Below are 14,075 nucleotides of genomic sequence, written 5' to 3' on the forward strand. Positions count from 1 at the left end.
TCCGGGCCGGCGCCGTCCGCGCCCAACATACCGACCGGACGGTCTCGTCGGGTGCGCGGCCGGCCGCAGCTCTACACCTCCTACGCGCAGGACATGGCGCTGCTCGACACCCCGGCCAAGCGGGTCTCGGCCGGGCTGCTCGTCCTGCTCGCCCTCGGCCTGTCCGTGGTGCTCGCCGACCGTTCCCTGGAGGTGCTGGCCGGGGCGTACGTGCTGGCCATCGGGGCGATCGGGCTCAACATCGTCACCGGGTACGCGGGCCAGGTGTCGCTCGGGCACGCCTTCTTCGTCGCGATCGGCGCCTACACCGCGGCCGCCCTGTCCGGGCCGCCCGGCGGGGACGTCATCGGGCTCGGCGTCGCCGAGATCTGGATCTGGCTGCCCGTCGCCGGGCTCGTCGCCGCCGCGGCCGGGATGCTGGTGGCGCCGCTCGCCACCCGGCTACGCGGCCTCTACCTGGCCATCGTCACGCTCGGCCTGGTCTTCCTCGGCGAGCACGTCCTGAAGGAGTGGAAGGCGCTCACCGGCGGGCCCGGCGTCGGGCGGGAGGCGGCGGTGCCCCAGTTGTTCGGCTACCGGCTCGACCAGGACGGGCCGCTCGGCACCCGGGAGCAGGTGCTCTACCTGCTGATGCTGGTGCTGCTCGTCGCCTTCGCGGTGGCGGCGCGCAACCTCGCCCGGTCGCGGGTCGGCCGGGCGTTCGCGGCGATCCGTGACCGCGACATCGCAGCGGCGGTCATGGGGGTGCCGCTCACCCGCTACAAGGTGCTGGCGTTCGGTATCTCCTCCTGCTACGCCGGCTGCGCGGGGGCGCTGCTGTACAGCGTCTCCGGGTACGTGGAGCCGGGCTCGTTCAACCTGCTGCTGTCGGTGCAGTTCATCGCGATGGTGCTGATCGGCGGAGTGGCCACCGTGTCCGGCGCGATCGCGGGCGCGCTGTTCGTCTCACTGCTGCAGCCGCTCACCCGGGCGCTGCCGTCGCTGCTGCCGGTGATCAGCGCCGACACCACGCAGACGCCCAACGTGTTCCAGGTCGAGACCGTGCTCTACGGGCTGCTCATCGTGCTGTTCCTGGTCTTCGAGCCGCGTGGGCTGTTCGGCCTGTGGGTCCGCGCCCGCAACTACTGGAAGTCCTGGCCGTTCTCCTACTAGAGAGGGATTTTTCATGAAGAGTCGCTACGTAGTGACCTCTGTCGCGTTAGTGGCGCTGCTGTCCGCGTGCGGCGTCATCCGGGGGGACGACGAGGGCGGCAAGGGCGCCCAGGCGGCAGGAGTCACCAGCGAGCCCTGCCCCGCGGCGGTGGACAAGAACAAGGGCTGCATCTACCTCGGCACGGTCTCCGACCTGACCGCCGGGCCGTTCGCGGCGCTGGCCGTGCCGATCACCGACGCGCAGAAGGCGTTCTGGGCGCGGGTCAACAAGGCGGGCGGCATCGGCGGCACGTACGAGGTGGACGTCACCACGTTCGTCCGCGACAACAAGTACAACCCCGAGGTTCACCGGCAGGTCTACAACGAGATGAAGGACCAGGTGCTCGGCCTGGCCCAGACGCTCGGCTCGCCCACCACCGCGGCCATCCTCGGCGACCTCAAGGCCAACAGGGTCGTGGCGGCCCCGGCGTCGTGGACCTCGGCGTGGGAGTTCGAGGACGTCATCCTGGAGACCGGCGCCAACTACTGCGTGGAGGCGATGAACTCCGTCGACTACGCGATGGAGGTCCACCGGCCCAAGAGCGTCATGGCCGTCCACCTGGCCGGCGACTACGGGGCCGACGCCGCCGCCGGCGCCAAGATCGCCGCCGAGCGCCACGGCCTGACGTTCACCGGCGTCGAGACGCCCTCCGGGGCCACCGAACAGGGGCGCGCCATCACCGAGATCACCAAGAAGAAGCCCGACCTCGTCCTCCTCACCACCGGGCCCGCCGACGCCGCCACGATCGTCGGCCAGGCCGCCGCGGCCGGTTTCAAGGGCCGGTTCATCGGCACCGGCCCCACCTGGAACCCCGCCCTGCTCAAGTCGCCCGCCGCCCCCGCCCTGAAGGCTCTGTACGAGCAGTCGGCGCCGGGCCGGCCGTGGGACGCCGACACGCCCGGCCACCAGGCCATGCGCGCGGCGCTGCCCGGCGTGACCCCCAACGACGGCTACACCTCCGGCTGGGCGTGGGCGTACCCGATGAAGGCGGCGCTGGAGAAGATGGTCGCGAGCGGCGACGTCAGCCGCAAGGGCCTGCTCGCCGCGGTCAAGAGCCTGCGGACCGTCGACTACGAGGGCATGCTGCCGCCCGAGGCGGGCAACTTCGCCGGCGACCCCGACGCGGCGACGTTCCGGCAGACCCTCGTCAACAAGGTCGACGACAAGGCCCCCACCGGCGTCACCACGGTGAAGGACTTCTTCGTCGGCCCGACCGCCCAGTCCCACAGCTTCGACGGCCCCTGCTACGCCAAGCTCTAGATCGCCTGGGGCGCGGACCGGTTGGGTAGTGTCGAGGCATGCGACGCTTCCAGAGCCGGTTCGTGCCCCTCGCCGCATCCGCCCTCCTCGTGCTGGCCGCAGGGTGCGCCGAGGTCAACAGCACCATCGACAAGGCGCAGGCCTGCCTAGAGGCTCCCAAGATCATCACTGAGCTGGGCGCCGAGATCGCGAAGTACCAGAACGATCCCCAGGCCATGGACAAGGCCATCGACGACGCCGCCGGCAAGCTCAACGAGGTGGCCGACAAGGCGTCCAACACCACGCTCAAGGAGGCCACCGACAACCTCGCGACCACCCTCGGCGACATCAACGTCACGAACGTCAACGACGCCGTCGACGCCGCCCAGAAGGTCACCACCGACACGGCCGCCTACCTCGACCGGATCCGCCAGGCCTGCAGCTGAACCCCGGCTTCTCTAGGGGGAATGGGGACCAACTAGCGTCGAGAACATGGAGCCCGATCCACGTTTCACGCTCGCGAACGAACGCACCTTCCTGACGTGGCTCAGCACCGCGCTGGCGCTCAGCGCCGGCGGCGTGGCCATGGCGGCGGTGCCGGAAGGCGTGTTCGTCCCGTGGGCGCGCACCGCTCTGGCCGTCATCCTGGTGACCCTGTCCGCGCTGGCGGCCGGCATGGCCTATCCCCGCTGGCGCAACATCCAGCGGGCGCTGCGCGACCAGGCGCCGCTGCCGCCGCCCGCCCTCGCGGCCGTGTTCGGCTACGGCGTCGCGGTGGTGGCCGTCCTCGCCCTCGTGCTCATCCTGCTCGCCGCCTGACGGGGGCGCCGCCGAGATGTCCCGGCCGGAGAGGTCGCACGAGATCTGGGACCCGGGCCTGCAGAGCGAGCGCACCCGGCTGGCCTGGGTCCGCACCGCCGTGATGCTGTCCACCGGCGGCATCGCCGCCACCGGGCTCGTGCTGCGCCACGGCCTGCCGCCCGTCGCCCTCGCGGCGGCCGCCGGCGCTTTCGCGCTCGCCACCCTCGCCGGCGCCGTGCTGCTGACGCGCACCGGAGTGAGGTTCCGGCGCGTCCAGGAAGCGCTGCACGGCGGCCGGCCCATCGACAGCCGGCCGGACGCGCTGCTCGCCTGGATCGGCACGCTCTGCGCAATCGCGGGCGCGGTGGCGTTCGTGCTCGCCTCGGCGGTGGTGCTCGTGCTCAGCCCGTGAGGCGCGCCGGGGAAACCGGGGGAGCGGCGGGCGGGTCCAGGCCGAGCAGGGCCGACAGGTCGCGCAGGCACTCCTCGAACAGCGGAGCCGGGTCGGAGTAGGCGAAGTCGAGCTGGTGCAGCACCTCCATGCTGAGCAGGCCGTACAGCCTGATCCAGCTCGACAGGAAGACGTGCGCCGCCTCGGGCGGCAGCGCCCCCTCGACCAGCGCCGAGTAGGCCGTGAGCTGCTCGCGCAGCGACGGGTCCAGGTCGGCCAGGCGCGGCACCGGGAACGGGTCGGTCCGCCACAGCTCGGCCACCAGGTCGAGGAGGACCTGCTCGAAGTGCTGGCCCGCCTGGTGCCGGGGCGAGCCGGGCCGCCGGTCCGGCGGCGCCACGGGGCTGGCGAAGATCCAGCCGAACTCGGCCGGATGGGAGACCGCCCACGAGCGCATGGCCCGGCACACCGCGAACAGCCGCTCACCGACAGGCTGTCCGGCGCGGGCGTCGCGGGCCTCCTCCATCGCCTCGGTCAGCTCGCGGAAGAAGCCCGCCGTCACCGCGCCGACCAGCTCCTCGTGCCCGGCGTAGTAGTGGTAGAGGGCGGGTCCGCTCATCCCGATCGCGCGGGCGACCGCGTTGATCGTCACCGCGGCCGACCCGCGCGTCACCAGTAGCTCCCGCGCGGCTGCGTGGATCTCCGCCAGCGTGGCCTGCCGCAGCCTGTCGCGGCGGCTGGTGCCATGCCCTGCCATCGCACTCCCCTCATCCGGCTTAATGACTCTAAGGAACTCTAGAGTCTCATGGATGCGCAGGTGGGCCGCTTGCGGGGGAGGCGGGCGCGGGACGACACTCGGAGAAGGGGGTGACCCATGGACGAGGATCGCAGGACGCTGCCGTTCGAATGCCGCGGCTGCTGGCACGTGTGGGAAGAGGAGTACGTGGTCCGGCACGGCGCCGACGCCCACGGCCACGAGCGGGAGATCTGGCTGCGCGGCGGCGTGCCGGTGCCGCCGCCGTGGGAGGGCGCCGTCTGCCCGCGGTGCGGTTGCCAGCAGTGCACCACGTTCCCCGAGGGGTACCTGAGCCGCCACCCCGAGCTGATCCCGCCCACCGAGCCGGCCGCGCCGGACGCGACCCCGCTCCGCAGCCCCCACAGCCCGGTGCCCCGGCGGCTCTACTGACGCCCGGACGGGCGCGCCGCCGGTGCCGGCGGGTCTGCCGACGGCCCGACGGGCGCCGCGGGACCGGCGGCCTCAGTTGAGGCTGTCCAGCCACGCCCGGTGCAGTCCGGCGTACCGGCCCGAGGCGGCGACGAGCCGGTCGGGCGCGCCGTCCTCGACGATCTCGCCGCGCTCCATGACGAGCACCCGGTCGGCGATCTCCACGGTCGACAGCCGGTGGGCGATGATCAGCGCGGTCCGGTCGGCGAGGATGGTGCGCAGCGCCCGCTGCACCAGCCGCTCGCTCGGCACGTCGAGGCTCGACGTGGCCTCGTCCAGGATGAGCACCGCCGGGTCGGCGAGGAACGCCCGGGCGAACGCGACGAGCTGCCGCTGCCCCGCCGACATCCGGCCGCCGCGGTTGCCCACCTCGGTGTCGTAACCGTCGGGCAGTGAGGAGATGAAGTCGTGCGCGCCGATCGCCATGGCGGCCTCGCGCACCTGCCGGTCGGTGGCGCCGGGCCGGCCGAACCGGATGTTGTCGGCCACCGTGCCGCCGAACAGGAAGTTCTCCTGCGTCACCATGACGACGGCGGAGCGCAGCGTCGGCTCGTCCAGCTCCCGCAGGTCCACCCCGTCGAGCAGCACCCGGCCCGCCGTCGGGTCGTAGAAGCGGGAGATGAGCTTGGCCAGTGTCGTCTTGCCGGCGCCGGTGGCGCCCACCAGCGCCACGCTCTGCCCGGCCGGGACGGTCAGGTCGAGGCCCGGCAGGATCGGCATCTCCTCGACGTAGGCGAAGCGGACCCCTTCGAAGCGCACCTCGCCGCGCGGCTCCGGCAGTGGGCGCGGCTCGCGCGGCTCCGGCACGGCCGGCTCCTCCTCCAGCACGCCCGACAGCTTCTCCAGGGCGGCGCCCGCCGACTGGAGCGTGTTGTAGAACTGGCTGATCTCCTGCATCGGCTCGTAGAACTGGCGCAGGTAGAGCAGGAACGCGGCCAGGACGCCGACCGTGACCTCGCCGTGCAGGGCGAGCCAGCCGCCGTACACGAGCACCACGGCGACGGTGACGTTGCCGATGAGCTTGACGCCCGGCATGAAGACCGCGATCAGCTTCATGCTGCGGGCGTTGGCCTCGCGGTAGTCGTCGTTGAGCCGCTGGAAGATCTCCTGGTTGCGCGGCTCGCGGCGGAAGGCCTGGACGGCGCGGATGCCGGTCATCGACTCGACGAAGTGCACGATGACCAGTGCCACCGTCTCGCGGGTCCGCCGGTAGACGATCGCCGACTGGCGGCGGAACCACCGGGTGAACAGCAGCAGGACCGGCAGCGGCAGCAGCGCCACCAGCCCGAGGTGGACGTCGAGCACGAGCAGCACCACGGCCGTGCCGAACAGCGTCAGCACCGCCGTGACGAGGCTGTCGAAGCCCGACTGCAGCATCTCGGCGATGGCCTCGATGTCGGAGGTGAGCCGCGAGATCACCCGGCCAGAGGTGTACTTCTCGTGGAAGCTCAGCGACAGCCGCTGGAAGTGGTCGAACACCCGGCGGCGCAGCTCCAGCAGGATGCTCTGGCCGATCCGGCCCGACAGCTTGAGGAACGCCTGCCGGGTGAGCGCCTGGGTGGCGGCCGAGGCCAGGATCACGCCGATCACCGTGAGCAGCGTGCCGGGGCCCGTGCCGCGCAGCATCGGCGGGATGCCCGAGTCGATGCCGACCTTCACCAGGTAGGGGATGGCCAGTCCGGCCGCGTTGGAGACGACGATGATCGCGGTGAGCGCCGCGATGGCCTTGCGGTGCGGCGTCAGCAGGTCGCCGAGCAGCCTGCGGGACCGCTCCCGCAGCAGGATGGACACCTTGTCCGGCAGTTCGTCGCGTTCCTCGGAGGCGACGCCGCGCCAGTCGGTGACCGAGGGCGTCATCGCAGGGCTCCTTCGGACGGGTCGAGGTCGGCGTCCTGCGCGAGCAGCTCGCGGTACTCGGGCACCGTGTCGAGCAGCTCGTGGTGCCGGCCGACGTGGGTGATGGTGCCGTCGCGCAGCAACGCGACCTTGTCGGCGAGCAGCACCGTGGAGGCGCGGTGGGCGACCACGATGCCGGTGGCGTCGCGCAGCACGTGCCGCAGCGCCTCCTCCACCAGTGCCTCGGTCTCCACGTCCAGCGCCGACAGCGTGTCGTCGAGCACGAGGACGCGCGGCCTGCTCAGCACCGCCCTGGCCAGGGCCAGGCGCTGCCGCTGGCCGCCGGACAGGGACATGCCCTGCTCACCGATGCGGGTGTCGAGACCCCACGGCAGGTCGTGGACGAACATGGCCTGCGCGGTGCGGATGGCGTCGTCGAGCTCCTCCTCGGTGGCGTCGTGGCGGCCGAGCGTGAGGTTCTCGCGCACGCTCATGGAGAAGAGCGTGGGCTCCTCGAACGCGGTCGCCACGATCTGCCGCAGGGACGGCAGCGCCAGGTCTCGCACGTCGTGCCCGTCGATCGTGACCCGGCCGGCCGTGGGGTCGATCAATCTGGGCACCAGCGCGGTCAGGGTCGTCTTGCCCGCTCCGGTGGCGCCCACGACGGCGACCGTCTCGCCCGGCCGCACGTCGAGGCGCACGTCGCGCAGCACCGGCTGCTCGGCGCCGGGGAAGCGGTATTCGACGCCCTCGAAGCGCAGGTGGCCGCGTGGCTCGGCGATGGTCGCGGTGCCGCCCTCGATGGCGGGCACGGTGTCCATGACCTCCATGACCCGGTCGGCCGAGGTCATCGCCTCCTGCGCCATGGCCAGGATGTAGCCGAGGCTGGCGATCGGCCACACGAGCTGCAGCATCAGCGTGGTGAACGCGACCAGGGTGCCCAGCGTCAGCGCCCCGCCGCCCACGGCCAGCGCGCCGAGCAGCAGCACCAGTGCGAGCGTGACGTTCGGGATGACCTCCAGGAAGGTGAAGAACCTGGCCGACAGGCGCACCTTGTCCATCGAGGTGCCGTACACCTTGCGGGCGGCGTCGTCGTAGCGGTCGTAGACGTGGTGCCGGCGGCCGAACGCCTTGATCGTCCGGATGCCGAGGGCCGACTCCTCGACGAACGTGGCGAGGTCGCCCTGCTCGTCCTGCACCTGCCTGGAGATCTTGATGTAGCGCTTCTCGAAGCGCATCGACACCAGCACGATCGGTACGGCCGAGGCCGCCACGAGGAGTCCCAGCGGCCAGTACATGTTCAGCAGCAGCACCGTGACCGTGATGAGCTGCAGGATGTTCATGACCAGGAAGAGCATGCCGAAGCCGAGGAAGCGCCGGATCGTCGACAGGTCGGTGGTGGCGCGCGAGAGCAACTGGCCCGACTGCCACTCGCCGTGGAAGGCCATGGGCAGGCGCTGCAGGTGCTCGTACAGGTCGTCGCGGAGGCTGGTCTCCAGGCCGAGCACGGCCCTGATCTGCATCCACCGGCGGAGGAAGATCAGTAACGCCTCGACGACGCCGACGCCGAGCGCCACGAGGCCGAGGGAGAGCAGCCCGCCCGGATCGCGGCTGGAGACGGGCCCGTCGATCACCTCCTTGCCGACGAGCGGCAGGGCGATGCCGGTGCCGATGGTGACGAGTGCCACGAGCCAGATGAACACCAGTCTGGGCACGTAGGGGCGGAGATAGGACTTCATCCGCCACAGGGAGTTGGTGGAGAGCAGGGGACGGCGAGATGAGCGGGTATCCGGAGGCATCGCTTCCAGGCTAGTACGCGGGTTCAATCGATTTTCGGCTCGCCACGCCGCCCGCCGCCCTGTCGACGAAGCACGTCTTGACGTGCCCATCAAGCACTCCTATATTCCTACTTATATAGTAGGTAAACTTGGAAAGGGGACGCCGTGCGGGCCCTGATTCTGCTCGGACTGGTCGGATTCGCTGCGCAACTCGTCGACGGCAGCCTCGGCATGGCCTACGGCGTCACCTCGACCACGCTGCTGCTCGCCGTCGGCACCAACGCGGCGGCCGCCTCGGCCACCGTGCACCTCGCAGAGATCGGCACCACCCTCGCCTCGGGGATCTCCCACTGGCGCTTCGGCAACATCGACTGGAAGGTCGTCGCCCGGATCGGCATCCCCGGCGCGATCGGCGCGTTCGCCGGCGCCACGTTCCTGTCGAGCCTGTCCACCGAAGTGGCGGCGCCGGTCATGTCGCTCATCCTGCTCACGCTGGGCACGTACATCCTCGTCCGGTTCACCGCCTTCGGGCTGCCGCGCGGCAACCTGGGCAAGCCACTGCGCAGGCGCTTCCTCGCCCCGCTCGGCCTGCTCGGCGGCTTCGTGGACGCGACCGGCGGAGGCGGCTGGGGTCCGGTCGGCACGCCCGCCATCCTGGCCAGCGGGCGGCTCGCGCCGCGCAAGGTGATCGGCTCGATCGACGCCAGCGAGTTCCTCGTCGCGATCGCCGCCAGCGTCGGCTTCTTCGTCGGCATCGGTTCGGAGAACATCGACTTCGCCTGGGTGGCAGTCCTGCTGCTCGGCGGTGTCATCGCGGCGCCGATCGCGGCCTGGCTGGTGCGGCACATCCCGCCGCGCATCCTCGGCTCGGCCGTGGGCGGCGTCATCGTGCTGACCAACGTGCGCACCCTGCTGCGCAGCGACTGGATCGACGCCCCCGGCGGCGTGCAGACGGCCGCCTACCTGGTCATCGCGGCGATCTGGGCCGGGGCCGTCGCCTACTCGGTCCGCGCGTACCGGCGCGACAAGGAGCACGAGACGGTGGAGGCGATCGAAGGCGGCAGGCGCCCGGCCGAGGAGCAGGAGACGACCTCCGCCTGAGGCCGGCACCGGCCCGGCCCGCTTCGGCGGTCCGGGCCGGCGGCGCAGGGGTCGACGGGGCGGGCTGACGGGGCTGGCTGACGGGGTGGACTGACGGCGCGGGGCCGCTTCAGAGCAGGAGCTGGTACTGGCGCTGGGTCTTCCACTCCACGAGCAGCACGGTGGCGTCGTCCTGCAGCCGGTCCTGCTGGTGTTCCAGCAGCGTCTGGATGAGGCGGCGCAGCGTCTCGGGCGGGGGCACGTTGTCCGCCTCGCGGCGGATCACGAAGTCCGCGAACCGGTCGAGGCCGAACTCCTCCCCGCCGGGGCTGCGCGCCTCGGTCACCCCGTCGGTGTAGAAGAGCAGCCGGTCGCCCGGTTCGAGCTGGTAGTGGGCCGGCTCGTGAAACGTCTCCATCCCGAACCCCATGGGCGGGTCCGGCTCGGCCTCCAGGACGGCGACCAGGCGACCCTGGCGCAGCACCAGCGGCGGGGGATGGCCCCGGTTGACCCAGTCGAGCCGCCCGGTGGTGACGTTGAGCTCGGCCAGCACGCCGGTCGCGAACTGGGTGCCACCGAACTGCTCGACGATGGCCGCGTCGACGGCCTCGCCCGTCGCCCGCAGGCCGAAATTCTCGCGGCGGCTGTTGCGACAGGCGCCCATCGCGATCGTGGCGGTGAGCCCGGCGGCCGTGTCGTGCCCCATCGCATCGAAGATCGCCAGGTGCAGGGTGTCGCCGGTCTTGGCGTAGTCGAAGGCGTCGCCGCCGACGAGGTAGGCCGGTTCGAGCGCGGCGCTGACGACGACCCGTTCGGTGGCGAACGTGCGGATGGGCAGCAGCGTCCACAGCACCTCGGCCGACAGCTGCATGGGCCGGGCGCGCACCAGCCGGGCGTAGGTGTCGCTGGTGGTGCGTTTGTTGGACAGGATCAGCGCGAGCAGGCCCGCCAGTTGGGCGGCGTTCCAGCGGACGGCCTCGTCGTCGCGCGGCACGGTGAGCGCCAGCACGCCGACGCGCTCGGTGCCGTCGAGCAAGGGCACGTAGACGCGCTGCGGCTCGCGCGCCTCCGGCGGCTGGGTCGTCTCGTCGACGAGGAGGTCCTCGGTGTGCCGCGTCCGGACCCAGTCGAAGGTGCGGAAGGCGCGGCCCGCCACGGTCCCGTCGATGCGCAGCCGCTCCGGCGGTTCGCCGTCCGGCTGAAGCTGGCCGGGCAGCGGTTCGAGGAACGTCTCCTGCAGGTCGGCCACGTAGAGGACGGGGTGCGTGAAGCCGAGTGGCTGTACGTGCGCGGCGACCAGGCCGGGCAGTTGCTCGATCGTGGCGAGGTGGTGGGCCGCGATCAGCGCGCCGAGCATGCGCTCACCGTTGTCGTCCACCGGCCGCTCCCTTGTCGTCCTGGGTCCTTTCTACCTGGACGGGACCGGTCCAACACAGCGGGGGTGCCGGAGTTCCCCACGGCATACCGCCGAAGTCGCGGGTTGCATCAAATCTCTTAAGGATATAACCTACAAATCGAACTAGAGGTTAACGGTTCCGTAGGAGAGCGAGGAGGGTTCGAGATGCTGTTGACCTCGATCGACCCGTTCGTCCAGGAGTTCGAGCGCCAGTTCAACCGGCTGGCCCAGCAGGCCGCCGGCGGTACGTCGATCATGCCGATGGACGGCGTGCGGCGCGCGGACGACGTCGTGCTGCGCTTCGACCTGCCGGGCATCGACCCGGGCTCCATCGAGGTGACCGTCGACCGCGGCGTGCTCACCGTCAGCGCCCGGCGCGAGGAGGAGCGCGGCGACCAGGAGCGGGTCTTCGTCCGCGAGCGCCCGATGGGCACCTTCACCCGGCGCGTCTACCTCTCCGAGCACCTCGACAGTGACAAGATCGACGCCGGCTACCACAACGGCGTCCTCCTCGTCCGCATCCCGGTGCTCGAGCGGGCCAAGCCCCGCAAGGTCGAGATCCAGACCGGTGACGCCAAGGCCATCAAGGCCTGATCCGGGCGGGCGGGGCGGGCCCGCTCGCCCGCCCCCCACCGCCCAGGAGGACCGATGGCCAAGCTGCCCTTCCACGACGAGCACGCCCCCCTCTACTCCCTCGGGCAGGTCGCCGAGATGCTCCAGGTGCAGCAGGCCTACCTGCGCCGCCTCGACCAGCACGACGTGGTCAGCCCCAGCCGCACCACCGGCGGACAGCGGCGCTACTCCCAGCGCGACATCATGACCGTCCAGCACGTCACCCGGATGACCGACCAGGGCATGACCCTCGCCGCCATCCGCCGCATCCTCGAACTCGAGAGCGAGCTGGCCGAGCTGCGCACGGAGCTGGACGCCGCCCGGACGAGACTCGCCGAGCTGGAGTGAGCCGACCACGAACGAGCCGGGCCGGAGGGAGGTGGGCACGGGTGAGCCGGAGGCCCGCGCCGCGGCGGGCGACTACTACCGTGAACGGGAGAAGGTCATCATGCCGTGGAGATGGAGTGCTACATGTCGGATCTGGCAGGACACCTGGGCGCGTTCGGCCGCCGCGTCGCGGAGCGGCGGGAGAAGCTGGGGCTGACCCGCGGGCAGCTCGCCGAGCGCGCCGGCGTCGACGAGGCGTACGTCGGCTACCTGGAGGAGCAGTCCGAGAGCGCGGTGCGCGAGGCCGCCGCCCGGCTGGCGCCCGCGCTCGACACGACGGCGGCGCAACTGCTCGGCGAGGCGCCCTCGGGTGAGGGCGGAGCGGCGGCCGGCGCGCACCTGGGCGAGCTGGACGAGGACGAGTGCGTGCGGCTGATCTCTCCCGGCGGGGTGGGCCGCATCGCCTACAACGGCCGCTACGGGCCGACCGTGCTGCCCGTCAACTACCGCATGGCGGGCGGCGCCATCGTCCTGCGCACCACCGCCGGCGGTTCGATGGAGGCCGACCTGCGCACCGGGCTCGAAGGCGTCGAGTACATGGTCGCCTTCGAGGTGGACCGGCTCGACGAGGGCACCCGGACGGGGTGGAGCGTGCTCGTGCAGGGCTCCCTGCATCACGTCACCGACGAGGAGCTGGCCGAGGCGCAGGCGTCGGGCGTGGACCCGTGGGCGGGCGGCGACCGGCGGCAGTACCTCCGCATCGCCCCGGCGCGGCTGACGGGCCGGCGCATCACCCTCGGCTGAGCACGAGGCGCGGGCCGCGGGGCGCGGGGCAGGCGGAGGAATTTCACGGCGGCAGCCAGGGAGTTCACCCACCAGGGAGCCTTTCGGGTGGGTATGGGAGGACCAAAGACCCTTTTTGGGGTATGGGGCGATCAAGGAGGCTGGCAGCGCCCAACCAGAATCCCCGGAGGAAGGACTTCGGATGGCTCCCATCCCGCCCGCCGCGACGTCCGTGCGCACGGGTTCCGCGACCGTGGCGCTGGTCCTCGCCACGGCCGCCTTCGCGGTCAACTTCTGGGCTTGGGCGCTGCTGAGCCCGCTCGGGCCCGTCTACAAGGAACTGCTGGGCCTTAGCTCCTTCGCCGTGTCCCTGCTGGTCGCCGTGCCCGTCATCGTCGGTTCGCTGGGCCGGATGGTCCTCGGCGCGCTGACCGACCGCTACGGCGGGCGGCTGGTGTTCGGCGTCACGAGCCTGCTCGGCGCCGTCCCCGTGCTGTTCCTCGCCTTCGCCGAGAGCTACCCCATGCTGCTGGCCGGCGGGCTGCTGCTCGGCATGACGGGCGCGACGTTCGCGATCGGCGTGCCGTTCGTCAACGCCTGGTTCCCGCCGGAGCGGCGCGGCCTGGCTCTCGGCATCTTCGGCATGGGCAACATCGGCACCGGCATCTCCGGCTTCGCCACGCCGTGGCTGGCCGAGGAGTTCGGCCGGCCCGCGCCGTTCTTCGCGGTCGCCGTGGCGCTCGTCGTCGTCGGCCTCGTCTTCCTCGCCGTCGGCCGCGACGCGCCCGGCGGCAGGGCGCCGGCGGAGCCGTTCACGACCAGGTTCGCCGCCGCCGCGCGGCTGCGCGTCACCCGCGAGATGGCCGGCATGTACGCGCTGACGTTCGGCGGTTTCGTCGCCTTCGGCGTCTACCTGCCGCTGTACCTGCGCGCCGTGTACGAGCTGAGCGTCGCCGACGCGGCGGCCCGCGCGGCCGGGTTCGTGGTGCTGGCCACGCTGGCCCGCCCGGTGGGCGGCTGGCTCGCCGACCGGTTCGGCGGCGAGCGCGTGCTGTGCTGGGTGCTGCTCGCGGTCTTCGGCTGCGCGATCGTCGTGTCCTTCGCGCCGGGCATGCCGGTCGCCACGGTCGGCTTCCTGACCATGGCCGCCGCGCTCGGCCTGGGCAACGGCGCGATCTTCGCGATCCTCGGCCGGGGCGTGCCCGGCCCGATGGTGGGGAGCGCCACCGGCGTGGTGGGCGCCGCCGGCGGTCTCGGCGGGTTCCTGCCGCCCATCGTGATGGGCCTGATCTTCCAGGCCACCGGTTCGTACTCCATCGGCCTGATGCTGCTCGCGGCCATGGCCTTCGGCGCGTTCGTCTACGCGTGGTTCGTCCTGCGTCAACCCGCGCGCATCCCGTCCTGACACAGAGAGG

Annotated in this window: 15 protein-coding genes; 11 read left to right on the top strand and 4 right to left on the bottom strand. The window is 71.8% G+C overall.

What is annotated here, in order from left to right; all coding sequences use genetic code 11:
* Positions 1 to 51: 51 nt before the first annotated feature.
* From ACGF0J_RS04235 to ACGF0J_RS04255, 5 genes are read left to right on the top strand one after another with little or no spacing between them, the layout of a single operon-like run.
* A complete protein-coding gene (locus ACGF0J_RS04235) occupies positions 52 to 1,152 on the top strand; it encodes a branched-chain amino acid ABC transporter permease (protein WP_393141992.1) in 1,101 nt (366 codons plus the stop codon).
* Between the two features lie 13 nt (positions 1,153 to 1,165).
* Positions 1,166 to 2,452 (top strand): ABC transporter substrate-binding protein, encoded by a 1,287-nt coding sequence (locus ACGF0J_RS04240; RefSeq protein WP_393141993.1) that lies wholly within the window; start codon positions 1,166 to 1,168, stop codon positions 2,450 to 2,452.
* Between the two features lie 38 nt (positions 2,453 to 2,490).
* Positions 2,491 to 2,877: a hypothetical protein gene (locus ACGF0J_RS04245; RefSeq protein WP_393141994.1), complete on the top strand. Its 387-nt coding sequence runs from the start codon at positions 2,491 to 2,493 to the stop codon at positions 2,875 to 2,877.
* A gap of 46 nt (positions 2,878 to 2,923) precedes the next feature.
* Positions 2,924 to 3,250, top strand: a complete 327-nt coding sequence (locus ACGF0J_RS04250; RefSeq protein WP_393141995.1) for a YidH family protein — start codon at positions 2,924 to 2,926, stop codon at positions 3,248 to 3,250.
* A 16-nt stretch (positions 3,251 to 3,266) separates the two neighbouring features.
* A complete protein-coding gene (locus tag ACGF0J_RS04255; protein WP_393141996.1) occupies positions 3,267 to 3,644 on the top strand; it encodes a DUF202 domain-containing protein in 378 nt (125 codons plus the stop codon).
* On the opposite strand, the gene ACGF0J_RS04260 is transcribed toward ACGF0J_RS04255, so the two are convergent.
* Entirely contained in the window at positions 3,634 to 4,380 is a 747-nt protein-coding gene (locus ACGF0J_RS04260; RefSeq protein ID WP_393141997.1) for a TetR/AcrR family transcriptional regulator, read from the bottom strand. The genes ACGF0J_RS04255 and ACGF0J_RS04260 overlap by 11 nt on opposite strands.
* A 117-nt stretch (positions 4,381 to 4,497) precedes the next feature.
* On the opposite strand from ACGF0J_RS04260, the gene ACGF0J_RS04265 reads away from it, so the two are divergent.
* Entirely contained in the window at positions 4,498 to 4,809 is a 312-nt protein-coding gene (locus tag ACGF0J_RS04265; RefSeq protein ID WP_393141998.1) for a hypothetical protein, read from the top strand.
* Between the two features lie 72 nt (positions 4,810 to 4,881).
* Here ACGF0J_RS04265 and ACGF0J_RS04270 read toward each other — a convergent pair whose 3' ends face one another.
* Complete coding sequence (locus ACGF0J_RS04270; RefSeq protein WP_393141999.1) at positions 4,882 to 6,705, bottom strand: ABC transporter ATP-binding protein; 1,824 nt, start codon at positions 6,703 to 6,705, stop codon at positions 4,882 to 4,884.
* Complete coding sequence (locus tag ACGF0J_RS04275; protein ID WP_393142000.1) at positions 6,702 to 8,423, bottom strand: ABC transporter ATP-binding protein; 1,722 nt, start codon at positions 8,421 to 8,423, stop codon at positions 6,702 to 6,704. Before ACGF0J_RS04275 ends, ACGF0J_RS04270 begins: the two co-directional genes overlap by 4 nt.
* A gap of 204 nt (positions 8,424 to 8,627) precedes the next feature.
* Here ACGF0J_RS04275 and ACGF0J_RS04280 point away from each other — a divergent pair, with 204 nt between their 5' ends.
* Complete coding sequence (locus ACGF0J_RS04280; protein WP_393142001.1) at positions 8,628 to 9,563, top strand: sulfite exporter TauE/SafE family protein; 936 nt, start codon at positions 8,628 to 8,630, stop codon at positions 9,561 to 9,563.
* A gap of 109 nt (positions 9,564 to 9,672) precedes the next feature.
* Here ACGF0J_RS04280 and ACGF0J_RS04285 read toward each other — a convergent pair whose 3' ends face one another.
* The gene (locus ACGF0J_RS04285) at positions 9,673 to 10,920 is read right to left on the bottom strand and encodes a PP2C family protein-serine/threonine phosphatase (protein ID WP_393142002.1); all 1,248 of its coding nucleotides are present in this window, start codon (positions 10,918 to 10,920) and stop codon (positions 9,673 to 9,675) included.
* Between the two features lie 183 nt (positions 10,921 to 11,103).
* Between ACGF0J_RS04285 and ACGF0J_RS04290 the strand changes: the two genes are divergently transcribed.
* The 4 genes from ACGF0J_RS04290 (at position 11,104) to ACGF0J_RS04305 (ending at position 14,065) form a co-directional block, all read left to right on the top strand.
* Positions 11,104 to 11,532, top strand: coding sequence for an Hsp20/alpha crystallin family protein (locus tag ACGF0J_RS04290; protein WP_393142003.1), 429 nt, complete (start codon positions 11,104 to 11,106; stop codon positions 11,530 to 11,532).
* Positions 11,533 to 11,586: 54 nt separating this feature from the next.
* Positions 11,587 to 11,898: a helix-turn-helix domain-containing protein gene (locus ACGF0J_RS04295; RefSeq protein WP_393142004.1), complete on the top strand. Its 312-nt coding sequence runs from the start codon at positions 11,587 to 11,589 to the stop codon at positions 11,896 to 11,898.
* Between the two features lie 123 nt (positions 11,899 to 12,021).
* The gene (locus ACGF0J_RS04300; RefSeq protein WP_393142005.1) at positions 12,022 to 12,681 is read left to right on the top strand and encodes a helix-turn-helix domain-containing protein; all 660 of its coding nucleotides are present in this window, start codon (positions 12,022 to 12,024) and stop codon (positions 12,679 to 12,681) included.
* Positions 12,682 to 12,862: 181 nt separating this feature from the next.
* Positions 12,863 to 14,065, top strand: a complete 1,203-nt coding sequence (locus ACGF0J_RS04305) for a nitrate/nitrite transporter (protein ID WP_393142006.1) — start codon at positions 12,863 to 12,865, stop codon at positions 14,063 to 14,065.
* The last annotated feature ends 10 nt before the right edge of the window (positions 14,066 to 14,075 follow it).

Origin of the sequence: Nonomuraea sp. NPDC047897 (genome assembly GCF_043204415.1) — a bacterium.
Taxonomy (GTDB): Bacteria; Actinomycetota; Actinomycetes; order Streptosporangiales; family Streptosporangiaceae; genus Nonomuraea.